General features: G+C 59.0%; 22 protein-coding genes. 10 read left to right on the plus strand and 12 right to left on the minus strand.

Annotated elements, in window-relative coordinates; all coding sequences use genetic code 11:
- Window positions 1-204 precede the first annotated feature (204 nt).
- Together PDR5_RS14610 and PDR5_RS14615 are read right to left on the minus strand one after the other, a co-directional pair.
- The gene (locus tag PDR5_RS14610; RefSeq protein WP_011334128.1) at window positions 205-969 is read right to left on the minus strand and encodes an SDR family oxidoreductase; all 765 of its coding nucleotides are present in this window, start codon (window positions 967-969) and stop codon (window positions 205-207) included.
- 23 nt (window positions 970-992) lie between these two features.
- The gene (locus tag PDR5_RS14615; RefSeq protein ID WP_064381600.1) at window positions 993-1790 is read right to left on the minus strand and encodes an SDR family NAD(P)-dependent oxidoreductase; all 798 of its coding nucleotides are present in this window, start codon (window positions 1788-1790) and stop codon (window positions 993-995) included.
- A 105-nt stretch (window positions 1791-1895) separates the two neighbouring features.
- Between PDR5_RS14615 and PDR5_RS14620 the strand changes: the two genes are divergently transcribed.
- The gene (locus PDR5_RS14620; RefSeq protein WP_064596572.1) at window positions 1896-2867 is read left to right on the plus strand and encodes a GlxA family transcriptional regulator; all 972 of its coding nucleotides are present in this window, start codon (window positions 1896-1898) and stop codon (window positions 2865-2867) included.
- A 27-nt stretch (window positions 2868-2894) separates the two neighbouring features.
- On the opposite strand, the gene PDR5_RS14625 is transcribed toward PDR5_RS14620, so the two are convergent.
- From PDR5_RS14625 to PDR5_RS14640, 4 genes are all read right to left on the minus strand, one after another.
- A complete protein-coding gene (locus PDR5_RS14625) occupies window positions 2895-3917 on the minus strand; it encodes a transketolase family protein (protein WP_064596574.1) in 1023 nt (340 codons plus the stop codon).
- A complete protein-coding gene (locus PDR5_RS14630; RefSeq protein ID WP_011334132.1) occupies window positions 3914-4762 on the minus strand; it encodes a transketolase in 849 nt (282 codons plus the stop codon). The genes PDR5_RS14625 and PDR5_RS14630 overlap by 4 nt, the downstream gene beginning before the upstream one ends.
- An 18-nt stretch (window positions 4763-4780) precedes the next feature.
- The gene (locus PDR5_RS14635; RefSeq protein ID WP_064596576.1) at window positions 4781-6079 is read right to left on the minus strand and encodes an MFS transporter; all 1299 of its coding nucleotides are present in this window, start codon (window positions 6077-6079) and stop codon (window positions 4781-4783) included.
- A gap of 97 nt (window positions 6080-6176) precedes the next feature.
- Window positions 6177-6926 (minus strand): SDR family NAD(P)-dependent oxidoreductase, encoded by a 750-nt coding sequence (locus PDR5_RS14640; RefSeq protein WP_064381592.1) that lies wholly within the window; start codon window positions 6924-6926, stop codon window positions 6177-6179.
- A 197-nt stretch (window positions 6927-7123) separates the two neighbouring features.
- Here PDR5_RS14640 and PDR5_RS14645 point away from each other — a divergent pair, with 197 nt between their 5' ends.
- A complete protein-coding gene (locus tag PDR5_RS14645; RefSeq protein WP_011334135.1) occupies window positions 7124-8038 on the plus strand; it encodes a LysR substrate-binding domain-containing protein in 915 nt (304 codons plus the stop codon).
- On the opposite strand, the gene PDR5_RS14650 is transcribed toward PDR5_RS14645, so the two are convergent.
- Complete coding sequence (locus PDR5_RS14650) at window positions 8032-8832, minus strand: DUF1206 domain-containing protein (protein WP_064596581.1); 801 nt, start codon at window positions 8830-8832, stop codon at window positions 8032-8034. The two genes, PDR5_RS14645 and PDR5_RS14650, sit on opposite strands and share 7 nt — an antisense overlap.
- Window positions 8833-9114: 282 nt before the next feature.
- On the opposite strand from PDR5_RS14650, the gene PDR5_RS14655 reads away from it, so the two are divergent.
- Complete coding sequence (locus tag PDR5_RS14655) at window positions 9115-9345, plus strand: hypothetical protein (protein ID WP_011334137.1); 231 nt, start codon at window positions 9115-9117, stop codon at window positions 9343-9345.
- Window positions 9346-9438: 93 nt separating this feature from the next.
- Entirely contained in the window at window positions 9439-10290 is an 852-nt protein-coding gene (locus tag PDR5_RS14660; RefSeq protein ID WP_064600823.1) for a LysR family transcriptional regulator, read from the plus strand.
- A gap of 6 nt (window positions 10291-10296) precedes the next feature.
- On the opposite strand, the gene PDR5_RS14665 is transcribed toward PDR5_RS14660, so the two are convergent.
- On the minus strand, window positions 10297-11751 hold the full coding sequence (locus PDR5_RS14665; RefSeq protein ID WP_064596583.1) for an MFS transporter: 1455 nt from the start codon (window positions 11749-11751) through the stop codon (window positions 10297-10299).
- 230 nt (window positions 11752-11981) lie between these two features.
- Between PDR5_RS14665 and PDR5_RS14670 the strand changes: the two genes are divergently transcribed.
- Window positions 11982-12740: an SDR family NAD(P)-dependent oxidoreductase gene (locus PDR5_RS14670; RefSeq protein ID WP_064596584.1), complete on the plus strand. Its 759-nt coding sequence runs from the start codon at window positions 11982-11984 to the stop codon at window positions 12738-12740.
- Between the two features lie 60 nt (window positions 12741-12800).
- On the opposite strand, the gene PDR5_RS14675 is transcribed toward PDR5_RS14670, so the two are convergent.
- Window positions 12801-13715 (minus strand): LysR family transcriptional regulator, encoded by a 915-nt coding sequence (locus tag PDR5_RS14675; RefSeq protein ID WP_064596585.1) that lies wholly within the window; start codon window positions 13713-13715, stop codon window positions 12801-12803.
- A gap of 213 nt (window positions 13716-13928) precedes the next feature.
- On the opposite strand from PDR5_RS14675, the gene PDR5_RS14680 reads away from it, so the two are divergent.
- From PDR5_RS14680 to PDR5_RS14690, 3 genes are all read left to right on the plus strand, one after another.
- Window positions 13929-15269 (plus strand): nucleobase:cation symporter-2 family protein, encoded by a 1341-nt coding sequence (locus tag PDR5_RS14680; RefSeq protein ID WP_064596586.1) that lies wholly within the window; start codon window positions 13929-13931, stop codon window positions 15267-15269.
- 30 nt (window positions 15270-15299) lie between these two features.
- Entirely contained in the window at window positions 15300-15809 is a 510-nt protein-coding gene (locus PDR5_RS14685; protein ID WP_064596588.1) for a nucleoside deaminase, read from the plus strand.
- A 133-nt stretch (window positions 15810-15942) separates the two neighbouring features.
- Window positions 15943-16602, plus strand: a complete 660-nt coding sequence (locus tag PDR5_RS14690) for a carbonic anhydrase (RefSeq protein WP_011334144.1) — start codon at window positions 15943-15945, stop codon at window positions 16600-16602.
- Window positions 16603-16726: 124 nt separating this feature from the next.
- Here the strand turns inward: PDR5_RS14690 and PDR5_RS14695 are convergent, their stop codons facing one another.
- Window positions 16727-17950 carry a zinc-dependent alcohol dehydrogenase gene (locus PDR5_RS14695; protein WP_064596590.1) on the minus strand — a complete coding sequence of 408 codons (1224 nt, stop codon included), beginning with the start codon at window positions 17948-17950 and terminating at the stop codon, window positions 16727-16729.
- A gap of 264 nt (window positions 17951-18214) precedes the next feature.
- Here PDR5_RS14695 and PDR5_RS14700 point away from each other — a divergent pair, with 264 nt between their 5' ends.
- Window positions 18215-20005 (plus strand): thiamine pyrophosphate-requiring protein, encoded by a 1791-nt coding sequence (locus PDR5_RS14700; RefSeq protein WP_064596592.1) that lies wholly within the window; start codon window positions 18215-18217, stop codon window positions 20003-20005.
- Between the two features lie 267 nt (window positions 20006-20272).
- Here PDR5_RS14700 and PDR5_RS14705 read toward each other — a convergent pair whose 3' ends face one another.
- A complete protein-coding gene (locus PDR5_RS14705; RefSeq protein ID WP_064600825.1) occupies window positions 20273-20788 on the minus strand; it encodes a cupin domain-containing protein in 516 nt (171 codons plus the stop codon).
- Between the two features lie 123 nt (window positions 20789-20911).
- Window positions 20912-21382, minus strand: a complete 471-nt coding sequence (locus tag PDR5_RS14710; protein ID WP_064596594.1) for a MarR family winged helix-turn-helix transcriptional regulator — start codon at window positions 21380-21382, stop codon at window positions 20912-20914.
- A 285-nt stretch (window positions 21383-21667) separates the two neighbouring features.
- Between PDR5_RS14710 and PDR5_RS14715 the strand changes: the two genes are divergently transcribed.
- Window positions 21668-22621 carry a PDR/VanB family oxidoreductase gene (locus tag PDR5_RS14715; RefSeq protein ID WP_064596596.1) on the plus strand — a complete coding sequence of 318 codons (954 nt, stop codon included), beginning with the start codon at window positions 21668-21670 and terminating at the stop codon, window positions 22619-22621.

Raw genomic sequence — 22621 nt, forward strand, 5'->3', positions numbered from 1 at the left:
CCTTGAGCGCCAGTGATATGAGGAGCCTTCCAGCACGAGTCGCGATAAATCAGTGAGCGCGAGAAGGCAGTGACAGGCTATGCGCGACGACCTTCTTCAGACAGAAGCAGATCGCAGGAAGACTTTCCGCATTTTGCGGAAAATACAAAACTGCCAGCCTTCCATCAGGGAGGGCTGGCAGCCTTGACGACAGATGGCTTCAACTCAGGCGACCGGAATCGGGTTCTCCTCCAGTGCCTGGTTGAACTGATTGATCAGAGCGTGCTCATTAATGCCTTGGTTGGCTCGCAACGGGACGACCCGATCCACCAACACTTCCGTGGTCGCCGTTTCGAGTTTTTCCAGGGTTTCCCGAATGAATTCGTCGAGCGGCATGGCGCGTTCATCGCCGCTTTTGTGAATCAGGTCGGTGTCGACCCATGGCGGCGCGATCTCCAGCACTTTTACGCGGGTGTCGCGCAGGGTGAAGCGTTGCGACAGCGAGTAGGAGTGAATGGCCGCCTTCGTCGCCGAGTACAACGCTGTCGCAGCCAGTGGCAGATAGGCCAGCACGGAGCTGTTGTTGATGATGAAGGCTTCGGGTTGACGCTTGAGGTGCTCGACGAATGCGGCGCTGACACGCACCGGGCCGAGCAGGTTGGTTTGCAAAAGACTCACCGCCTGTTCGTCGTCGTAATCACCCGAGGCTGGATTATCGAACGGCATGATCCCGGCGTTATTGATGATCACGTTCAGCGAGGGGTGGCGGCGTATGACTTCCTGGGCGACGTCCTTGATTTGCTGCGGGTCATTGATGTCCAGCTGGACCGTGTCGATACCGGGATTGGCCCGGGCGATCTCATCCAGCAGGGCCTGGCGACGGCCCGCGATGATGACCTGATTGCCGCGCTGGTGAAATGCCTCGGCCAAAGCGCGGCCAATGCCGGAGGTGCCACCGGTGATGAAGATCGTGTTAGCGCTGAGTTTCATGATTCATATCCTTTTGATAGCGATCAGTTGGCGTTGTAGCGCGGCGCGAGCCGGTTGCTCGAAAGCTCGGAGAACAAGGCCTGGCGGCTGGCTTCGTAACGCTCGTAACCTTGCAGGTCGTGCATCGAGGGGATGGAGATCAGTACGCCGTTGTCGAAATCCTGCAGAGCTCCGGCGACCAGGTCCTGGGCCGACATCACGATGCCCGGATCCAGATGCTCGACAGGCAATCCACCGATTTGCCAGAAGTCCGTCGCGGTTGCGCCGGGCAGGACAGCCTGAATCCGGATGCCTTTATCCGAGAGTTCCTTATGCAGGGACTGGGTGAACGCGGTGACGTAGGCCTTACTGCCGCCGTACACGCCGTTGAGCAGCTCCGGCGCCAAGCTGACGATCGAGGAGATATTGATCACGGCGCCTTGTTCACGGGCGACAAAACCTGGAATCGCGGCGTAGGTCAGGCGGGTGAGGGCGGTGACGTTCAGCGTGATCATCTCGGCCATCCGCTCGACATCACTCTCCAGCAGGCCGGTATGGGTGCCGATGCCGGCGTTGTTGACCAGCAAAGTGATGCTGGCGTCCTCACGCAACTTGCGTTCTACCTTGGCGAGGTCCTCGGGGCGGCCAAGATCGGCCTGCAACACTTCGATGTTCTGCCGGGTTTCGCTGGTCAGGCGGCTGGCCAGTGCGTTCAGACGTTCGCGGTTGCGCGCCACCAGCACCAGGTCGTAACCCCGGCGGGCAAGGTGTTCGGCGTAAATCGAGCCGATGCCGGTGGACGCGCCGGTGATGAGCGCAGTGCCTTTGTATTGTTGCGTCATGATCAAGCTCCGTGGGTTGTGTGTGGAGCCATGATGAAGGAGGGGACTGATGTCTTAAACGACGTATATGGTAGTGTTTAAGGACATTCAAAAAGGAGTTCAGTCATGCATCGCGTCGGCTATCTGATTACCGAGGGTTTTCAGGTGATGTCCCTGGCAACCCAAGCTGTATTCGAGTTCGCCAACATCGTTGCGGGGGAAGAGATCTACAAGGTCCAGAACTTCTCGATCGGCGGCGGAACCGTGCGTTCTTCATTGGGCATGTACATCGACACGCTCCCTCTGGGCGCCCCGGGATTGGCCGACACCTGGATGATTACCGGTACGCTGACCCCCTTGAACCCGCCAGGCGAAGAGGTGCTGGCCAGCGTGCGCGCCTTCGTCGATGGAGCCCGACGCACAGCAGGTCTGTGCACCGGCTCGTTCGTTCTGGCGCAGGCAGGGGTTCTGGACGATCGGAGGGCGACCACCCACTGGGCCTATGCGAACAAGCTCCGTGAGCTGCATCCAAGAATCGAGGTCGAGGAAGACCGGATCTTCATCGTCGACGGTCCCGTCTGGACGTCGGCAGGAATGACAGCCGCGCTGGACATGGCGCTGGGCATGGTGGAAAAGGATCTGGGCACGGACATGGCCCGGTCGGTGGCGCACAAACTGGTCATGCATCAACGGCGTTCGGGTGGGCAATCCCAGCATTCGGAACTGCTTACGCTTGCTCCAAAGTCGGACCGTATTCAAAGTGCGCTGGAGTATGCGCGCACGCACCTGGACCGCCCGCTAAGCGTGGAGGAACTTGCCGACGTCGTGCACTTGAGCCCAAGACAATTCACCCGGGTATTTACTGCCGAGACAGGCCAGTCACCGGCCAAGGCTGTTGAAAGCCTGCGTCTGGAGGCCGCTCGCGTGATGATCGAGCAAAGTCGTCACAGCCTGGATCGCGTGGCGAAGGAAACGGGGTTTCGAGACCGTCGCCACATGCGCGAAGTGTTCATGCGAGGGTTTGGCGTTCCGCCGCAGGCGGTTCGACGAGATGCCAGGCGGATCGGCCAGGGGGAATACACCTCATCGGGGCGCTAATCCGTAAGCGCCCCGATCAGTCAACGGTCAAAGCCAGGACTTGATTTGCGCACGGACGGCTTCGGTGGAGATGCCGTAGCGATCATGCAGTGTCGGCAGTGCACCGGCGTCGAGGAAGGCGTCGGGCAATGCGATCTGCCTGAATGTCGGCGTCACTCCGTTGCGCAGCAGTACCCCGGCAACCGCTTCACCGAGCCCGCCAATAATCGAGCTGTTTTCTGCGGTAACCACCAGCCGGCCAGACTTGCGAGCCTCGGCGAGAATGGTCTGTTCATCCAGCGGTTTGATCGTCGGCACATGCAGCACCGCAACATCGACGCCATCGGTCTGCAGCGCCTTGGCGGCCTCCAATGCGCGCATGGTCATCAAACCGGTCGAGATGATCAGGACATCGTTACCGGTGCGCAGGGTCTTGGCCTTGCCGATCTCGAATTGATACCCGTATTCATCCAGCACCAGCGGCACGTTGCCGCGCAGCAGCCGCATGTAGACCGGCCCCTGATGCGCGGCAATGGCGGGCACGGCCTGTTCAATTTCCAGTGCATCACAAGGGTCGACGATCATCAGGTTGGGCATCGCCCGGAAGATCGCCAGGTCATCGGTGGCCTGGTGGCTGGGGCCGTAGCCGGTGGTGAGGCCGGGCAATCCGCAAACGATTTTGACGTTGAGGTTTTCCTCGGCAATGGCCATGCAGATGAAGTCATAGGCGCGACGCGAGGCGAACACCGCATACGTGGTCGCGAACGGCACGAAGCCTTCGCGGGCCATGCCTGCGGCAGCGCTCATCAACAGTTGTTCGGCCATGCCCATCTGATAGAAGCGATCCGGGTGGGCCTTGGCGAAAATGTGCAGGTCGGTGTACTTGGACAGGTCAGCGGAGAGGCCGACGATGTCCGGACGCTGATCCGCCAGTGCAGCCAATGCATGTCCGAAAGGTGCTGAGCGGGTGGCTTGGCCTTCAGAGGCAATCGAGGCAATCATCGCCGAGGTGGTCAGACGCTTCTTGATAGGTACGCCAGTCGAGGTCGGTGTGTTGGCGGCGTTGCTCATTGGTTTTTTCCTTCTTCAAGCGTGGTCAGTGCCAGATCCCATTCGTGTTCGTCCACGCGGATGAAATGGGTCTTTTCGCGGTTTTCGAGGAAGGGCACACCTTTGCCCATGGTGGTGTCGCAGATGATCACCCGTGGCTGAGTGCCGGGGTGGTGGCGGGCGGCATCGAAGGCTTCGACCAGTGCGTCCAGGTCGTTGCCGTCGACGCGCTGGGTGAACCAGCCAAACGCTTTCCAGCGATCCACGATGGGTTCGAACGACAGGATCTCGCTGGAATGGCCGTCTGCTTGCTGGTTGTTGACGTCGACGATGGCGATCAGGTTGTCGAGCTTCCAGTGCGAGGCCGACATTACGGCTTCCCAGGTCGAGCCTTCGTTCAACTCGCCGTCCGACAGCAGGTTGTAGACGAACGATGTCGAGCCCTTGCGCTTGAGGCCCAGGCAAGCGCCGACCGCGATGCCCAGCCCCTGACCCAGCGAGCCACCGGTGATTTCCATGCCCGGCGTGTAGGCGGCCATGCCCGACATCGGCAATCGGCTGTCATCCGAGCCGTAGGTTTCAAGCTCATCGAGCGGGATGATCTCGGCTTCGATCAGCGCCGCGTACAGCGCAATCGCATAGTGACCGATCGACAGATAGAAACGATCACGCGGCTCCCACGCCGGGTCTTCGGGGCGATAGCTCAGCGCATGGAAGTAGGCGACCGCGAGCAGGTCCGCCGCACCGAGGGCCTGGCCGACGTAGCCCTGGCCTTGCACCTGGCCCATGCGCAAGGCATGGCGGCGAATGTTATGGGCGCGCTCGGCCAGCGTCTGGGGTGTTGTGAATGAAAGGTTGGCAGTCATGGTGAATTCTCCTGTGAATCAACGATTGACCAAGGCAGCGGGAATGCGCAGGACCAGCGAGGCGCCGATCAGCAGCACGCCGGTGATCAGATACATGCCGATAGCGCTGGAGCCTGTGAGTGTGGTTATCCAGCCAATCAGGTAGGGCGAGCAGAAGCCGGCAAGGTTGGCGAAGCTGTTGACGGCGGCGATGCCTGCCGCAGCAGAGACACCACCGAGCAGCGTGGTGGGGAGCATCCAGAACAGCGAGGTCGCGGACAGGATGCCGGAAGCCGCCAGGCACAGACTGAGAATGGACAGCATCACATTGCCTCCCATCAGCGCCGCGAGGGTCAGGCCGATGGCCCCGGCGATCATCGGCACGATCAGGTGCCAGCGGCGTTCGCGATGTTTGTCGCCACTGCGTCCGACCAGCAACATGGCGGCGATGGCACAGAGGTAAGGCAGGCTGGTCAGCAAGCCGATCTTCATCGGATCGGAGACCCCGGCATTACGCACAAGGGTCGGCAGCCAGAAGGTAATTGCGTACTGCCCCATCACCACACAGAAATAGATCCCCGCGAGCAGCCAGAGGCGACGGTCACGAATGAATTCGCCCACGGACGCATGCGTCACTTTCTGCTGGTCGTCCTCCGCCAGCTCACGAGCGATCAGGGCTTTTTCGTCGTCGTTGAGCCAACTGGCCTGATGCACGCCATCCTTGAGATAGCTGAGCACCAACAGTCCGACAACCACCGTAGGCACAGCCTCCAGCACAAACATCCATTGCCAGCCGGCCCAGCCGTGCATACCGGCGAAGTGGTTCATGATCCAGCCGGAGAGCGGACCGCCGACCATGCCCGACAACGGGATAGCGATGAACCACAACACCGTCATGCGTGCACGCCGGTAGGACGGAAACCAGTAGGTGAGGTACAGCAGCAGACCCGGCGCCAGGCCGGCTTCGGCAATGCCCAGCAGAAAGCGCAGGGCGTAGAACTGCCAGGCGGTTTCGACGAAGGCGAAGAGGGCGGAAACAATGCCCCAGGTGATCATGATGCGCGCGATCCAGACTCGCGCGCCGACCTTGTGCAGGATGATGTTGCTGGGCACTTCGCAGAGAAAGTAGCCGATGAAGAACATGCCCGCGCCCAGCCCGTAGACTGTTTCGCTGAGCGCCAGATCGTTCATCATTTGCAGTTTGGCAAAGCCGACGTTGACGCGATCGAGGTAGGCGCACAGGTAGCACAGCATCAGGAACGGCATCAGGCGCCAGGCGGTTTTACGGTAGGCGTTGGAACGCACCGCCGAAACGGCTTCGAGCGACAGGGTAGTCATGATGGTCTGATCTCTTGTTTTTATTGACCGCCGGGCAAGTCTGCCCGGCCGTATCATCGATCCAGAACCGCACGGGCCGCGAGGCCCGCCACGTGTGTCAGTGAATCAGCATGCCGCCGTTCACATCCAGGGTGATGCCGGTCAGATAGGAGGACAGGTCGCTGGCCAGGAAAAGCGCCGCATTGGCCACGTCCTGGGCCTCGCCCAGGCGACCCAACGGAATGCCGTCGATGATCGCGTGGCGGCGCTCGTCCTGCATCAGGCCGCCAGTAATGTCGGTGTGAATCAGGCCGGGAGCGATGGAGTTGACGCGCACGTTGTCCGGCCCCAGTTCACGCGCCATGGCCTTGGCCAGGCCCAGCACACCGGCCTTGGCGGCGCTGTAATGAGGCCCGCCAAAAATGCCGCCGCCGCGCTGCGCGGAAACCGAAGACATGCACACAATGCTGCCGCTGGCTTGCTGGCGCATGAGCGGAATCACCGCCTGGGACATCAGCAACGTACCGCGCAGGCTCACGTCCAGCACCTTGTCGTAATCACCGGGGCGGATATCGAGGGTCTTGAGGGGTTGGGTGATGCCGGCATTGTTGACCAGTATGTCGATCCGCCCAAAGTGTTCGATGACGGTCGCGACAGCCTGCTGCACCTGGGACTCGTCGGCGACGTTGGCAGCCAGGCCGAGATGACCCTCGCCCAAAGAGGCAGCGGCATCGCGGGCAGCGGATGCGTCCAGATCCAGAATCACCACCCGGGCGCCATGTTGAGCGAAGGTCGTAGCTGTCGCGCGGCCGATACCACGTGCGGAGGCAGCACCTGTGATGATCGCGACTTTGCCTTGAAGAAGCATGGGAGAAACCTCTGATTGTTGTTATTGAGTCGGTCCGTGCAGAACCGATGACTCAGCTTGTCTCCCGCAACGACCCTGAGCAATAACGCAAACTTCACTGGATGCTGAAAAAAATTCAGCACTCGCCAACATGCGGTTGTGGTGTTTGAATAGCCGAACGCCCGGCCTCAGCCACTTGCAGCGGAATAACCCTCATCATGAGTTCATCTGGCGAAGCACCGCCGATCCTGCCACCCCTGAAAGCCATTCAGGCCTTTGAGCAAACTGCGCGCTTTGGCAACGTCGCGCGTGCGGCCGAAGTGCTGGACCTGACACCCTCGGCAGTCAGTCACCAACTGGCCAAACTCGAGGCGATGATCGGGCGGCAGTTGTTCCTCAGAACGGCCAGGGGAGTGACGTTGACGCCCGTGGGCGAGCAATACCTGTCCGAGATATCCGGCATCCTGCACAGCCTGGCGGTGGCAACAGAGCGCGCGACCAGTGATGTCAGCCTCGACTGCCTGCGATTGCATTCATCACCCAGCTTCGGCCTGTTGTGGCTGATGCCGCGCCTGGAACAGTTTCGCGAGAGCCATCCCGACATTCAGCTCAACCTCTCATGCTCTTATGAATCGCTGCACTTCAGTCGGGACAAGATCGACGTGGACATCCGCCACGGCATGCCGAACTGGCCAAGTTTCGAAGTGCGTACGCTGCGCAACGAAAAAATCGCAGTCCTCGCATCACCCAAGCTTCTGGAAAAACGCCCCATCCGCGCCGTCGCCGACTTGCTGGACTGCAACCTGATACTGTCGGAAGCGACGCTGATCAAGTGGCCGCAACTGTTTGCTCAACACGGGCTGTCGCGCCCTGAAAGCCCCTATACCTTGAGCTTTGACCGCTCCTACATGACCCTCGAAGCCGCCAGCCACGGGCTTGGATTTGCATTGGAAAGCACGCTGCTGGCGCAGGACTACCTGGCGCGCGGCGAGTTGGTCGAAGTCATTCCTGGGTTGAGCGCCCCGATCACCGCACACCACCTGGTTTTCCCGAAGGCGCATGCGGGTTTTCCACGGGTGAGGCGTTTTCTGGAATGGATGCAGCGTGAGTTGGGGCATGACTTCAGTTACTGAAGCACATCCATATTGATCTTGCGCCAACACGCTTCCGAGAAACTGTAAACCGAGAACGCAATCAGCCCCAGGGCCATCACCATCAGGACAAGCCATCCAGCGGGTAGATTCTGCAGCGCGTCCAGCGCTTCCTTCATGCCAGGCGGGTCCATGGCTTGATAAGCGGAACCGCTGACGGCCAGCAGCAAAGCAATCTCCATAAACACGACGCCGCGTGCGATCAGACCGAAGCGAGACACCGGACGGACATAGCGCATGACCTCTTCGTCGGCCTCAAAATACTTCTCGAACGAGGCCTTCCAGCCCTTGATGATGTGCGCAACGCCAACCCCCAGCGGAATGAGCGCAATCAGGTACAACAATAGATTCGAGTGTTCCCACGACAAAAGATGCGCCAGCCAGTCTTTGGTCTGCTCTGCGGAATGGTTCGAACTGCGGCTACCACTCACAAGCAGGCCCAACGCAAAAAACGCCAGAGCACCGTTGACCAGACCTCCTGCAAACAGGCCTGCACGAATCACCAGCCCTTTGAGCTGCGTGCCGTGATGATCGACATCGCGTATCGCTTGCAGGACGCGCCAGGCGGCAAACGCAAGCAGACCCGCCACCACAAGGCCCACCAGAAAATAGCCGAACGGCTGGCTCAGCAAGGCTTCCAGACTCTTGTGACTGTCCTTGGGTTTTGTCGAATCATGGGCCGCCAATAACGCGAATATGCCGATGATCAAATAAAGCACTCCGCGAGCGGCGTATCCGCCCCGAGCGAGTATGACGAGACTGCGTTGCGCGGACATTGGATAGATTTCCGAGGTGTATTAAGAGAGCAGACCCTTGTCGCTGAAAGGGGTTCTGTTACAAATCGGAGTCCGGACATTTACCCGAAGTGCGATGGATGAAGGGGACGAGCTGACGTTGCGAGCCGGACGATCCTGACCCATCATTCAGATTCATATTGATGCCGTGGTGAAAATGGACAAACAACTGGCTGGTTACTCGATTGTATTGACCATCATCTGGGTTTCAGCGGTTATCGCGGTCATGTACTGGATGTCTAATTGAACGTATTGGGTGGCGATGTGGAAGGCGTGGTGTTGGGCGACAAGATTCAGCGAGAAGCGGATCGACTGCTGGCGCAGATTGTCCGGGCAGACTCGATGATCATTGCTGTCAAGGCAGGGGCGCGGGCGGATGGTTTCGTGCTGGGACTGGAAACCGGCGGGGCCTTGCGTGCTGGTGATGCCGAGAGGCTGTACATCATTTTCGAAGCCGCGCTGGTGGAGCGTTTGAAGTCATTGTCGCGAGGCTGATCAGATCGGCTGATTGAATCGATATTCATGAACAGCCATCTACTTGAACTATAAGCTGACCACTCAATGTTCATTTTTGTACGGGGCGAGGGCATGGACTGGAGTGACATGCGGATCTTCCTGGCGATTGCCCGCAACGGCTCGCTGGGCGGAGCCGCCAGGGAGTTGGGGGTCAGTCATCCGACGGTCGGACGGCGCTTGCAGGTGCTTGAACAAACCAGTGGGCAAGCCTTTTTCCTGCGGACCGCCCAGGGGCTGGTGCTCACGGACAGTGGCGAGAGGATTCTCGGTCTGGCGCAGGACATGGAGCACAGCGCGTTGGCCATCGAGCGGCGTCTGGCGGGGCATGGTGATCAGCCTGAAGGCCTGTTGCGGATATCCTCAGCCGACTGGTTCGCCTGTCATGTTTTGTCGCCGGTTCTCAGCGAACTGGTGCACCGCTACCCGTTGATCGTTCCCGAAGTCATCGCCGGGCATCGACTGTTCGACCTTGCCCGCCGGGATGCCGACATCGCTTTCCGGATCGTGCCTTTCACCGAACCCGACATAGTGCACCGCAAGCTGACAACTCTGTCGTACGGCCTATACGCGGCTTTGCATGTCCCGGCGCCGCAGCCGGACGGCAAGGGGCTTGGCCTGATCCTGATGAACATCGCCCAGGCCCATTACCCGGACGTGCAATGGCTGCAGCAACGCTATCCGCTGGCCCGCACCGTGTTCACCAGCAGCAGCCGTACGGTTCAGGCACAGATGTGCGCGAAGGGGCTGGGTGTTGCGGTGTTGCCCCGCGTCCTCGGCGATTCCGTGCCGGGACTGCGACTGCTGGATGAGGACGAGCCACCGCCAGGGCGGGATATCTGGATGGGGTATCACCAGGACATGCGCCAGATGGACCGGCTGCGCGCACTGGCTGACCTTGCCTCCAACATGATCGGTGCGGGGTAGCGCGCCTCAGGTCGGGCGAACAGCCGAGGCTTGCGCTACCGTCGCTGGCTCGCGCGCTAACGTCAGGCTTATCGTTGCCCCTACGGCCAGGCAAACGGCGATGCACAGAACAGCGATCGTGAACGCATGAGTGATGCTGACCGCCGTCGCCGGTTCTCCGAGGAAGGTATAAAACACACCGCCAATCAGTGCGACGCTCAGCGATGTGCTGATCTGCAGCGTTGCGCTGGTAATGCCTGCGATCATCCCGGCATACGCCGGCGCTACCCGGCCCGTGACCATGCGCATCAACGTCGGCAGGCCAAGCCCTTGTCCCAGACCGATGAGGAACAGGATGACCGTCATGGAAGTGAAGGGCGGGGCGAGGGTAGTCGGTGTCACTGACACGAGCCAGCCCAGCCATAGTAATCCGACTACTTCCAGCCCCATTCCTACCGGATTCACGTAGCCCCCGAGGACGCGCCTGAGGAGCGGAACCGACAGGGGACCGAGCAGAAATCCCGCGCCAAACGGCAGAAAGATCAGGCCGGCATGCAGTGCGCTCATATGCAATGCGCTTTGCATGTACATCGAAAACATCAGAAAAAACACACCGATTGAATAGAAGCAAAGCGCGACCAGAAGCGCTCGCCCCAGGCCCGGTGCATTCAGTACGGCCGGGGCGAGGATGGGAGTTCCTCCGGCCCGGTGCAAACAGCTCTCGTAGCGCCAGAACACTACCGCCAGCACAGGACTGGCGGCCAGCGACAGCCAGGCCCACCACGGCCATCCCGCCTCGCGGCCTTCAATCAACGGCACCACAAGGGTGGTCAGGGTCAGCATCGACAACGCGGTGCCCACCAGATCCAGCTTGCTCGCGTGTTGCGCACGGGTTTCTTTGAGCACACGGATGCCGAACGCAATCACCAGCAACGCGATCGGCAGGTTGACCAGGAAGATCGCGCGCCATCCCATGCCCAACACGTCGACCTCAATCAAAAAGCCGCCCAGTGCCTGACCGATCACAGACGCCAGTCCAAATACGGCCCCGTAAATGCTCAATGCCAATGGTCTTTCCGACACTGGGAAAATCGCCTGCACCGATGCAAGTGCCTGAGGGGCCATTACCGCGGCGGTCACACCCTGCAAGGCGCGTCCGAGGATGAGCATCCACGGCGAAACCGCCACGCCGCACATCAGCGACGCGGCGGCGAAGCCCAGCAGGCCAAGGAAGAACATCCGCCCGCGGCCGTACAGATCGCCGAGTCGTCCGCCGGTAATCAGCGTCACTGCATAGAGCGTTGCATAGGAAGAAATCACCAGCTGCTCGGCAGAGGAGCCTGTCCCCAGATCCTCCTGTATCGAGGGCAGGGCGACGTTGACGATAAAAAAATCCAGGGGCGGCAGAAACGCACCGACGAGCAAGATGGCAAACATCAACCAGCGCCGGAGTTCGGGCACTTCGATTTCGATTCGAGACATGACAGGCATCCTGTAGGGAAACTCAGGTTTGACGACGACTGAAGGGCAAGGCTTCGCGCCTGCCCGGGTCAGGTCGCCGCGTCCCAATTTAGGCAATCGCTACTGCGTTTTCGCCTCACAAAACTGCACGGCCAACGTTCATTCCTGTCAGTGCCGTTCTGCGCCGTTGACGCTCACCATGGGCCAGGTCGTTTCAGACATTCCCTTCATCAGCGACCGAGGAGTCAGACATGTCAGGTAAATTCAGCGATCAGGTTGCCGTCGTGACCGGCGGTTCCACAGGGATCGGGTTTTCCATCGCGCAAGCCTTGATCGCCGAGGGCGCCAAACGCGTTTACATCACTGGACGGGCAGCAGACAGGCTGGAGGCGGCAGTTGCCAGACTCGGCGACAAAGCTGTCGCGGTGGTTTCCGATGTCTCGCTTCAGGCCGATCTCGACACGCTCAAAGCGACAATCCAAACGCGCGACGATCGGCTGGACGCAGTGTTCGCAAATGCCGGGATCTGTGAGAAAAATCCGCTCGGAGAGACCAGCGAGGCTGCTTACTACGCCATGTTCGACGTGAACGTGAAAGGCGTTTTCTTCAGCGTTCAAACGCTTCTTCCGTTGATGAAAGACGCTTCGTCCATCGTTTTGACCGCCTCGATCTGTTCGAGCAACGGCATGGAAGGATTGAGTCTGTACAACGCGTCGAAGGCGGCGGTGCGATCGTTTGCACGCACGTGGGCCAATGAGCTCAAGGACCGCAAAATCCGCGCAAACGTGTTGAGCCCTGGCTTCACCCGCACACCGCTGATGGACAACGGGCTGAAAATGAGCGAGAGCGACATTGCCGCGCTGCGCCAGCACGTCGAGCAAATCACGCCATTGGGCTACATGGCGCAACCCGAAGAAATTGCCAGCGCGGCACTGTTTCTCGCCTCGGACGACGCCAGATACGTGAACGGCGTGGAGCTGATGGTCGATGGTGGTTTATCGCAAATCTGAAGCAGGGGATTGGTAAAGCATCGGGCAGGCGTAAGGCGACTTGTTCCATCTGCATTGATCTCAAAGCGTGGTGGTCTGCCCGTTGCGATCCAGTTCATACACCTTGTTGCCCTGCAACTTCTCCTTCAGCCATCGCTCTGCCTTACCTAACGGACGCTGCCGCGCCCAGAGCAAATCCACACCAATCTGCCAGTCGGTATGCGGATACGCCGAGAGCTGCAGTTCCACCAGCTCACCCTTGGCCAGTTCACGCTGAATGAGTTGGCGGGGCAGGGTGGCCCAGCCGAGTCCGGCGCGGACCATTTCCAATAACGCCAGATAACTTTCCGCCTGCCACAACTGGGTCGAACGTAGATATTCGCTGCTCGGCAGTTTGCTCGCGTGGGCGCTGAAGGCCAGGCGGCGATGGACGTGCAGGTCCTCGAACGTGACGTTTTCGAGTTGCGCCAATGGGTGCCGGGGATGGCAGACGTGCAGCATGATCAGTTTGCCCAGTTGCTGGAACGCCAGCTCCTTGGGGTAACCAGGCTGTGAGAACGCCACACCGAGCACCGCTTCGCCGCTGCTGACCAGTTCACTGACGTCTCCATGGACCGGATGACGAATGATCAGGTCGACAAAGGGGAAGGCTGCTTCGAAGGCTTTGAGCACCGGCATGATCGGGCCGTACGGCGTTTCAATGGCCAGTGTCAGGCTGGGCTCTACGTTTTCCGACAGACAATCGGCGTGGGCTTCGAAGGTCATGCAGCGTTCAAGCACGGCTTCGGCCTGCACCAGCAATTTGTGGCCGCTGGCGGTGAGGGCAGGGCTGCGGTTGCTGCGGTCGAACAGGTCGACGCCAAGGTCGGTTTCGAGGTTGGCAATCGCTGCGCTGATGGTCGATTGGGTCTTGCCCAGTTTGCGCCCGGCGGCGGAAAACGATCCGCTTTTGACTACTTGGACGAACATCAACAGTTGATCGAGTGAGAAGCGCAAGCATTGAACTCCCGGTTCGAAAATGAAGGTTTGGAGCGGCTAGCGGATGCCAGATTCGTGCCATCGGAAAAAGCGATGGTTGCTAATTTGTTTCATCGCAATAAACGTTCAACTATGGCCCCGCGTCAAACGATCTCCGGGGCGGATCCACCTTCAAACGCCCTGGGCATGCCCGCAATCTCAACAGATGCCGCACCTTCAGGAGCGTGTGAAATGACCACACAACGCATTCATCCGGTGGACGAGGTTTTGCCACTGCGACAGTTGTTCACGTTTGGCTTGCAGCATGTTCTGGTGATGTACGCGGGAGCGGTGGCGGTGCCGCTGATTCTTGGCAGCGCGATGGGGCTGACCTCGGCGCAAGTCGTGTTGCTGATCAACGCCAACCTGTTGACCTCTGGTGTGGCGACGCTGATTCAAACCCTCGGTTTCTGGAAGTTCGGCGCCCGCCTGCCGCTGATTCAGGGCTGCTCGTTCATTGCCCTGGCGCCGATGATCATGATCGGCAAAGAGTTCGGCCTCAGTCAGATTTTCGGCGCGGTGATCGCGGCGGGATTTATCACCGTCGCGCTGGCACCGGTGTTCAGCCGCTTGTTGCGGTTTTTTCCGCCGGTGGTGATTGGCAGCCTGATCACCATTATCGGCATCTCGCTGATGCCGGCGGCGGCGATATGGCTGGGGGGTGGCAATCCCGATGCGGCAGATTTTGGCAATCCCGCCAACCTGTTGCTCGGTTTGGCCACGGTCAGTGTGACGCTGGTGATCTACGCCAGATTCAGGGGGTTCATCGGCAACCTCAGCGTGCTGATTGGCCTCTTTGTCGGCAGCCTGATCGCAGCGGCTTGCGGCATGACTCACTTCAATCGGGTCAGCGAAGCGGCGTGGTTTGAGCTGAGTGCGCCGATGGCATTCGGCGCGCCGGAATTCGCGCCGGTGCCGATTCTGATCATGACCCTGGCGATGCTGGTCATCATGGCCGAGACCACCGGCAACTGTCTGGCGATCGGCAAATTGACCGGCAAACCGACCACGCAACAGACCCTCGGCAATGCATTCCGCGCCGATGGCTTGTCGACCATGCTCGGTGGCTTGTTCAACAGCTTTCCTTACAACGCCTTTACTCAGAACACCGGCTTGATTGCGCTCTCCAACGTTAAAAGCCGCTTCGTTGTGGCCGCTGCCGGGGCAATCATGGTGCTGATGGGCCTGTTCCCGAAACTCGGCGCGTTGATCGCCGCGGTGCCGACGCCGGTGCTCGGTGGCTGCGCGATTGTGATGTTCGGCATGACCACGGTGGCGGGGATTCAGGAACTGTCACGGGTGCAATTCGAGGGCACGCGCAACGGCATTATCGTCGCCGTGTCAGTGAGTGTCGGGGTGCTGCCGATGTCCTTTCCGGCGCTGTTCGAACACGTCGGCCCGACCCTGAAACTGGTGCTCGACAGCGGGATTTTTCTCGGAGCGATCACCGCCATCGTCCTCAACATCCTGCTCAACGATGAAAAAAAAACGACCGAAACCATCGGCGCTACATCGGCTGAACTGGCCGACTGACTTTTGTTTTCCACTGCCCTGGAGTTACCCATGAATCAATTGACTGAACTCATCCCGGCTGGCATCAGCGCGCTTGATCTGACGTTACTGCGCCAGACCATTGCCTTGTCCGAGGCATCGAAGCAACGCGGTCGCCATCCGTTCGCGGCATTGGTGGCCGACCGCAACGGCAAGGTGATTGTCGAAGCGGGGAACAACTCGATGCCCCCGGAAGGTGATCCAACCCAGCATGCCGAGTTGGTGGCAGCGGCGGCAGCGGCAAAACTGCTGTCGCCGCAGGAGTTGGAACTGTGCACGCTGTACACCAGCGCCGAGCCATGCTGCATGTGCGCCGGCGCGGTGTATTGGACGGGGATCGGACGTGTGGTCTATGCCTTGTCGGAGCATGCCTTGCTGGGACTGACGGGGGACCATCCGGAGAATCCGACGTTCTCGCTGCCGTGCCGCGAGGTGTTCGCCAAGGGGCAACGCAAGGTCAGTGTGTTGGGGCCGATGCTGGAGGTGGAGGCGGCTGAACCGCACAGGGGGTTTTGGTCCTAACAGGTTTGAAACGAAGCTTGAGCGGTGTGAGGCCGCGCACTCGCATGCGACGTCTGCAATAATGACGCCCCACTGAGGCGCGAAGGCATCGAGTGCTCGTCTCGGCATCCGGAATCAGGCTTTGGAGGACTTTATGCGTGACATTATTGATGGCTTTCTGCGGTTTCAGCGCGAGGTGTATCCACAACGCGTCGAGCTTTTCAGGCAGCTCGCGACAGAGCAAAACCCAAAGGCGTTGTTTGTCACGTGCTCGGATAGTCGTGTAGTGCCTGAACTGCTCACACAGCGTGAGCCGGGTGAGCTGTTCGTGATCCGCAACGCCGGCAACATTGTGCCGTCATATGGTCCTGAACCGGGTGGTGTTTCGGCCACCGTCGAATATGCAGTTGCAGTGCTCGGCGTACGGGACATCGTGATCTGCGGCCACTCGGATTGCGGAGCGATGGGCGCGATTTCACGCTGCACGTGTCTGGATCATCTTCCGGCAGTCGCCAACTGGCTTCGTCACTCGGACGCCGCGAAAGCGATCAACGCGGCGCATGAGTTCGATACGCCACGCGACAAGCTCGATGGCCTCGTTCGTGAAAACGTGATCGCACAACTGGCGAACCTGCGGACTCATCCATCGGTGGCGCTTGCGCTTGAGCAAGGACGCTTGAATTTGCATGGCTGGGTCTATGACATCGAGGCAGGTTGCATCGATGCGCTGGATGGAGCCACTCGACGCTTCGTTCCACTGTCCGATTCACCGACCACCGTTGCCGTCGCTGCGCGCAACGGTGGTCAGATATAACGCCGACAGACAGGTCGGGACGGGGAAAATTTCGTCCCGGCCGGTCGGTCCCTGGCCCGAATCAAAGACCCACCGATGACTCACAATCTTTTGATATTTCACGTCCTTTCTTTTATTCACACATTTACGTGGCCAACGCCGTGGTGTTGACATCGTGTTCCGGTAGAGCCACATCGCTATCGCCCGGCGTCAGAATGACCTTGCGGCAATCCTCTTCCTTTTTATCAAAAATTTTATAGCCCTCTGGAGCCTGTTCCAGCGACATACGATGGCTGATGATGACCTCCGGTGAGAGGCGGCCTGCCTCGATGTGATGGAGCAGTTCCGGCAGGAAGCGATGCACGTGGGTTTGACCCATTTTGAAAGTCAGACCCTTGTCAAACGCGTCCCCGAAAAGGAATCCATGTATGAATCCAGAATAGACTCCAGGGACACTCACAATGCCACCACGTCTGACAGCTGCAATACACTGGCGCAGAGCTTTGCCGCTACTTCCCTCGAGCTTGAGTGTCGCGAGAACCGTTTCCGTCGTACTACCTTTTGCTTCAAACCCGACCGCGTCCACGACGCCGTCGACGCCCCGCATTCCTTTGGTTTGCCGAATGATCGTATCTGCAGGGTCGTCGTCTTCATCGAAGTTGATGGGAATTACGCCGTATGTTTTCTGCGCGTAAGCCAAGCGGTAAGGATGGTGATCGACCATGAAAATCTGGTCGGCCCCGAGCATTCTTGCGCAGGCTGCACTTAATAAACCGACAGGGCCCGCACCATAAATGGCGATGCTGGAGCCGTTGCCAATCCCCGCGTTCGTTACAGCCTGATACGCAGTCGGGAGGATGTCGGAGAGGAAAAGAACTTTCTCATCCGGCAGTGTCCCTGGCACTTTGAACGGCCCGGTGTTGGCTTTCGGTACACGCACGTATTCGGCCTGTCCGCCAGGCACTCCGCCGTACATATGGCTGAATCCGAACAGCGCGGCTCCCGGGGGGATCGCCTTTTTATTCAAGATCGCTCCACGCCCCGTATTTGTAGTTTCGCAGGCCGCGAACAGATCCATTGCGCAGAAGAAACAGCTGCCGCAGGCAATAACGAAGGGAATGACAACCCGATCGCCCGGCTGCACGGCGGTCACCGCTGAACCTGCCTCCTCGACGATCCCCATGAACTCATGACCGAAAATATCGCCATGCTCGACGGTTGGAATCTTTCCTCGATAAAGGTGAAGGTCAGATCCGCAAATCGCGGTTGCCGTCACTCGAAGAATGATGTCATCGCTGTCCTGGATGACTGGATCCGCAACGTTGTCGACTTTGACGCTGTGCGCGCCGTGATACGTAAGTGCTCTCATGGCGTCCTACCTCTGACTTTCACTGGATGTAAGTGGGAGAGGGCACACGGAGAGCGTAAGTTCATAATGAAAGGCGGGGGAAGTGACTGGCGGTGGTCCTCACAATGAAGAGCGCCTTATCACCCTGTCTTGCATCTCCGTCGTGATCCGCAATTAATCGAAACTTCGCCGTCCGCCGGGCGGTCCAGACCTTTACATCTCCCGAGCGTGTCGTGGATGTCGGCGCACCGGGATGTCATACGCAATGAAAAGATGAGGTCGGACATGACGGTGACAGTGGGTGATTTTCTGGTCGAACGCCTGAGCCAATGGGGTGTGACGCGAATTTTTGGTTATCCCGGCGACGGTATCAACGGCGTCTTCGGTGCGTTGAGCCGGGCGGGCGGCAAGATCGAATTCGTCCAGGCGCGTCACGAGGAAATGGCGGCGTTCATGGCGTCCGCCCATGCCAAATTCACCGGTGAACTGGGTGTGTGCATCGCGACATCCGGCCCCGGCGCCTCGCACCTGATCACCGGACTGTACGACGCTCGGCTGGACCACATGCCGGTACTGGCGATTGTCGGGCAGCAGGCGCGCACGGCACTGGGCAGCCATTATCAGCAGGAGCTGGATCTGGTCTCGATGTTCAAGGATGTGGCCGGAGCATTTGTGCAACAGGCCTCGGCGCCGTCCCAGGTCCGGCACTTGCTGGATCGTGCGGTGCGCACGGCGATTGGCGAACGCCGGGTGACTGCGTTGATCCTGCCGAACGACCTGCAGGACTTAGAGTACAAGGCGCCGGCGAGGGCCCACGGCACTGCGCATTCGGGGGTTGGTTACAGCAAGCCGAAAGTGCTGCCTTATGACGCGGATCTGCAACGTGCGGCCGATGTGCTGAATGCGGGAGAGAAGGTTGCGATTCTGGTGGGTGCCGGAGCGCTGCACGCCAGCGAGCAAGTGTTTGCGATTGCCGAGAAACTGGGCGCCGGAGTGGCAAAGGCACTGCTCGGCAAAGCTGTATTACCGGACGAATTACCTTGGGTCACAGGTTGTATCGGTCTGCTCGGCACCGAACCGAGCTACAAATTGATGACGGAGTGCGACACCCTGCTGATGATCGGATCGGGGTTTCCTTATGCCGAGTTCTTGCCGAAAGAAGGGCAGGCGCGCGGGGTTCAGATCGACCTGCAACCGGACATGCTCAGTCTGCGCTACCCGATGGAGGTGAACCTTGCCGGCGATGCGGCTGAGACCCTGGCGGCACTGGCACCGTTGCTCGAACACAAGCCACTGCGCAAGTGGCGTAAAAAGATCGAAGGCTGGCGGGCGAGCTGGGATAAAACCCTCGAGAAGCGCGCGATGGCCAAGGCCGACCCGGTTAACCCGCAACGGGTGGTGTATGAGTTGTCCCCGCGTCTGCCCGAGCAGGCCATCATCACCAGCGACTCCGGTTCTTGCGCCAACTGGTTCGCCCGTGACTTGAAAATCCGCAAGGGCATGAAGTGCTCGCTCTCCGGTGGCCTGGCCTCGATGGGCGCCGCTGTGCCATACGCGATAGCGGCGAAGTTCGCTTTCCCGCAACGGCCGGTGATCGCCCTGGTGGGCGATGGCGCCATGCAGATGAACAACATGGCCGAACTGATAACGGTCGCCAAATACTGGCGACAGTGGGACAGCCCGAAGTGGATCTGCGCCGTGTTCAACAATGAGGATCTGAATCAGGTCACCTGGGAACAGCGCGTGATGGAGGGCGATCCGAAATTCGTTGCCTCGCAGAGTATTCCGGATGTGCCTTACCATTTGTTCGCCATCTCCATCGGCCTCAAAGGCATTTTTGTCGATCGGGAGGAAGACGTGGCCGCAGCCTGGGAGCAGGCGTTAGCTTCCGAAGTACCGGTCGTCATTGAATTCAAGACCGACCCGAATGTGCCGCCGTTGCCGCCGCATATCAAGCTGGAACAGGCAAAGAAATTCGCCAGAACGTTGCTCAAGGGTGATCCGGACGAAGCGGGCGTCATCGTGCAAACGGCTAAACAGGTATTGGGGACGGTATTGCCCGGGAAGCGCAAGTAGTGACGGTAAGACCCGCGAAGAGTTTCGTGACGATGGCTTGGTTTTCAACCTGCATATCACCAGGACGCCGGGGAGTCAGGGCGTCCTGGCGTCAAAGGTGAACCGAGGAAGTTCCGATCAGAAACACTATTTAACATAATATACATTACACGTAACAAAGTATTACGGAGTCAGCCCGGTTGCGCACGCCATTTCGATCTCCAGCATCGCTTTCAAACGACCTGATCTTTGTTGGCTGTAGGTCCCTCTATTTAAAACGTGCCGCTCTCAATCCTCGGCACGCGTCAGCTTTTCAATCAGCGCTCGATGCTGCGGATACCGCGCTGTGAGTTTCTGCCGACTTCCTATTTCCATATCGGCGAAATCAAAGCCTGGTGAAACTGCTTCGCTGATCAAACCAAATCCGTTCGAACCATTCAGCAATCTGGAGGCTTTCCAGATTCCGCCCGGTACGTGCAATTGTAAATGTTGTCCGGCTAGAACATCGCTGCCCATCACCAACGTCTGCAGTGAACCGTCTTCAAGGATCAAGCTGTACTCAATGGCATCGCCCAGATGGAAATAATGCAGGATGTCCGAATGGTTGAAATGAAACTGGCCGACCGGCGAATCTTCGGTAAGCAGGTAGTAAATCGACGTCATCAGAAAGCGTGAGCCGCTCGTGGTTTCAAGCATGTCCCGGTGATCAGCCTGGTATGTCCTGCGGAAATAGCCGCCCTCAACATGAGGTTCAAGGTCTAGTGATGCAATCAAGTTCGACGCACTGATCTGACTCGGATTCATGGCCTGCTCCATTGATTTTCAATACATTATGTAATAACTCGACTAAACGACCATTTAGTGTAGTTAAGCGAAAACTCAAGACGAACGACGAATTTAACAGCTAAATCTCGGTCTTCCGCTGATTCATTCCTCACTCGGGTCGTAGCTGTTCACATTGGGCACTTGCAGATGCAGGCGCCCAAGCAAGTCAACCAATGTATCAACCTCAGCCGGAGTCAAGCCGCTGAGCAGACGCGACTCTCGCTCAAGTGCAACTTTGAGCACGCGGTCATGCAGTTCTTTACCGCTGGCCGTCAATCGCACGGTGTAACGCCGTGCATCCTTGGGATCCAGTTGACTGGTGATCCGCCCCGCCGCTTCCAATGTCTGCAATGAACGACTGACAGCGCTCTTGTCGAGGCCGATGGCTTGGCAGATTCGATTGGCGGTGATGTCGGATTCAACGGCCAGCATTGAAAGCATCCGCCATTCAACCACGCCGATTCCGAAGTGTTTGCGATAGCACTGGGAGGCCCCGGTGGCGAGTTTGTTCGCCAGGAACGTCACCAGGCCAGGTACATAACGCGACAGGTTCAGTTGTGTATCAGTAGCCATCGAGGAAACACCATAGATCAAAGACCTTGCATATTGGTTGACACCGCAACCAATTTATCTGAGGATTCACTCAGCCAAGCATTGCGGACAATGCGCCGCATGATACGCCGTAGCACAACCTCAAAAAAATAATTAACAGGTCTTGCTTATGAACGCTCCCCACCCGTGCCCTTTATTGGCGCCCATGATTAGCCACCCTTTCTACTTCTTCTTGCCCGGCTGATTCGTCACCCGCTCGCACCCCTTTCTTTTTTCAGCAGCCACTTCAATGTGGAGGGAGAAGTCATGCTTCAAGTCAACGTCACCCGCAAAGTCGACGAGGCCGAGGATATCTGCAGTTTCGAGCTGTGCTCAGCAGACGGTCGCCCCCTACCGCCGTTCAACGCCGGGGCACACATCGACATCCACATTGCCGAAGGTCTGACCCGGCAGTACTCGCTGTGCAATGACTCCAAAGAGCGTCATCGCTACGTCATCAGTGTGCTGAAAGATCCCGCCTCGCGCGGCGGTTCCGCTGCGATGCACGACACCATCAGTCAGGGACAGACGCTCAGCATCAGCGAACCACGCAACCTCTTTCCACTCGCAGGCTCAGCCAGGCGCCACCTGCTGTTTGGCGCAGGCATTGGCATCACGCCGATGGTGGCAATGGCCCATGAACTTTACCACCAAGGAGCAGATTTCGAGCTGCATTACAGCTTTCGATCCCGTGAGCGTGCCGCGTTTATCCAATGGCTCGCCCAAGCGCCCTTCGCCAGCCGCGTGCATTTGCATGACGACAGCGGATCGCCTGCACAGAAACTCGATGCGACCGCCCTCCTCGCCACCCCAGATACCACAAACCACCTCTACGTATGCGGCCCGGTCGGCTTCATGAATTTCATCTTCGACACCGCGCACGCCGCTGGCTGGCCCGAAGATCGCGTGCACAGAGAGTTCTTCGCCGCTGCACCGGTCGATGCTAGCGCTGATTCGCCCTTCGAAGTTCAGTTGGCGAGCACAGGGCGGATTTTTTACATCCCCGCCGATCGCACTGTATTCGAAGTGCTCGATGAGGCCGGGATTGCCATCGAGTCATCGTGCGAGCAAGGCGTCTGCGGCACCTGCGTCACGGGCTTGCTCGAAGGTATTGCCGATCACCGTGACCAGTTCATGACCGCCGCCGAACACGCTGCCAATGACCGTTTCACCCCATGCTGCTCACGTGCCAAATCGCCCCGCCTGGTATTGGACCTTTGA

Source organism: Pseudomonas sp. DR 5-09 (assembly GCF_001655595.1).
In the GTDB taxonomy this organism is placed as follows: domain Bacteria; phylum Pseudomonadota; class Gammaproteobacteria; order Pseudomonadales; family Pseudomonadaceae; genus Aquipseudomonas; species Aquipseudomonas pharyngis.

Bases quoted from the DNA above. Each gene is read 5' to 3' on its own strand.
- PDR5_RS14610 (WP_011334128.1), bottom strand. From the start codon at position 969: ATGAAACTCAGCGCTAACACGATCTTCATCACCGGTGGCACCTCCGGC.
- PDR5_RS14615 (WP_064381600.1), bottom strand. From the start codon at position 1,790: ATGACGCAACAATACAAAGGCACTGCGCTCATCACCGGCGCGTCCACC.
- PDR5_RS14620 (WP_064596572.1), top strand. From the start codon at position 1,896: ATGCATCGCGTCGGCTATCTGATTACCGAGGGTTTTCAGGTGATGTCC.
- PDR5_RS14625 (WP_064596574.1), bottom strand. From the start codon at position 3,917: ATGAGCAACGCCGCCAACACACCGACCTCGACTGGCGTACCTATCAAG.
- PDR5_RS14630 (WP_011334132.1), bottom strand. From the start codon at position 4,762: ATGACTGCCAACCTTTCATTCACAACACCCCAGACGCTGGCCGAGCGC.
- PDR5_RS14635 (WP_064596576.1), bottom strand. From the start codon at position 6,079: ATGACTACCCTGTCGCTCGAAGCCGTTTCGGCGGTGCGTTCCAACGCC.
- PDR5_RS14640 (WP_064381592.1), bottom strand. From the start codon at position 6,926: ATGCTTCTTCAAGGCAAAGTCGCGATCATCACAGGTGCTGCCTCCGCA.
- PDR5_RS14645 (WP_011334135.1), top strand. From the start codon at position 7,124: ATGAGTTCATCTGGCGAAGCACCGCCGATCCTGCCACCCCTGAAAGCC.
- PDR5_RS14650 (WP_064596581.1), bottom strand. From the start codon at position 8,832: ATGTCCGCGCAACGCAGTCTCGTCATACTCGCTCGGGGCGGATACGCC.
- PDR5_RS14660 (WP_064600823.1), top strand. From the start codon at position 9,439: ATGGACTGGAGTGACATGCGGATCTTCCTGGCGATTGCCCGCAACGGC.
- PDR5_RS14665 (WP_064596583.1), bottom strand. From the start codon at position 11,751: ATGTCTCGAATCGAAATCGAAGTGCCCGAACTCCGGCGCTGGTTGATG.
- PDR5_RS14670 (WP_064596584.1), top strand. From the start codon at position 11,982: ATGTCAGGTAAATTCAGCGATCAGGTTGCCGTCGTGACCGGCGGTTCC.
- PDR5_RS14680 (WP_064596586.1), top strand. From the start codon at position 13,929: ATGACCACACAACGCATTCATCCGGTGGACGAGGTTTTGCCACTGCGA.
- PDR5_RS14685 (WP_064596588.1), top strand. From the start codon at position 15,300: ATGAATCAATTGACTGAACTCATCCCGGCTGGCATCAGCGCGCTTGAT.
- PDR5_RS14690 (WP_011334144.1), top strand. From the start codon at position 15,943: ATGCGTGACATTATTGATGGCTTTCTGCGGTTTCAGCGCGAGGTGTAT.
- PDR5_RS14695 (WP_064596590.1), bottom strand. From the start codon at position 17,950: ATGAGAGCACTTACGTATCACGGCGCGCACAGCGTCAAAGTCGACAAC.
- PDR5_RS14700 (WP_064596592.1), top strand. From the start codon at position 18,215: ATGACGGTGACAGTGGGTGATTTTCTGGTCGAACGCCTGAGCCAATGG.
- PDR5_RS14705 (WP_064600825.1), bottom strand. From the start codon at position 20,788: ATGAATCCGAGTCAGATCAGTGCGTCGAACTTGATTGCATCACTAGAC.
- PDR5_RS14710 (WP_064596594.1), bottom strand. From the start codon at position 21,382: ATGGCTACTGATACACAACTGAACCTGTCGCGTTATGTACCTGGCCTG.
- PDR5_RS14715 (WP_064596596.1), top strand. From the start codon at position 21,668: ATGCTTCAAGTCAACGTCACCCGCAAAGTCGACGAGGCCGAGGATATC.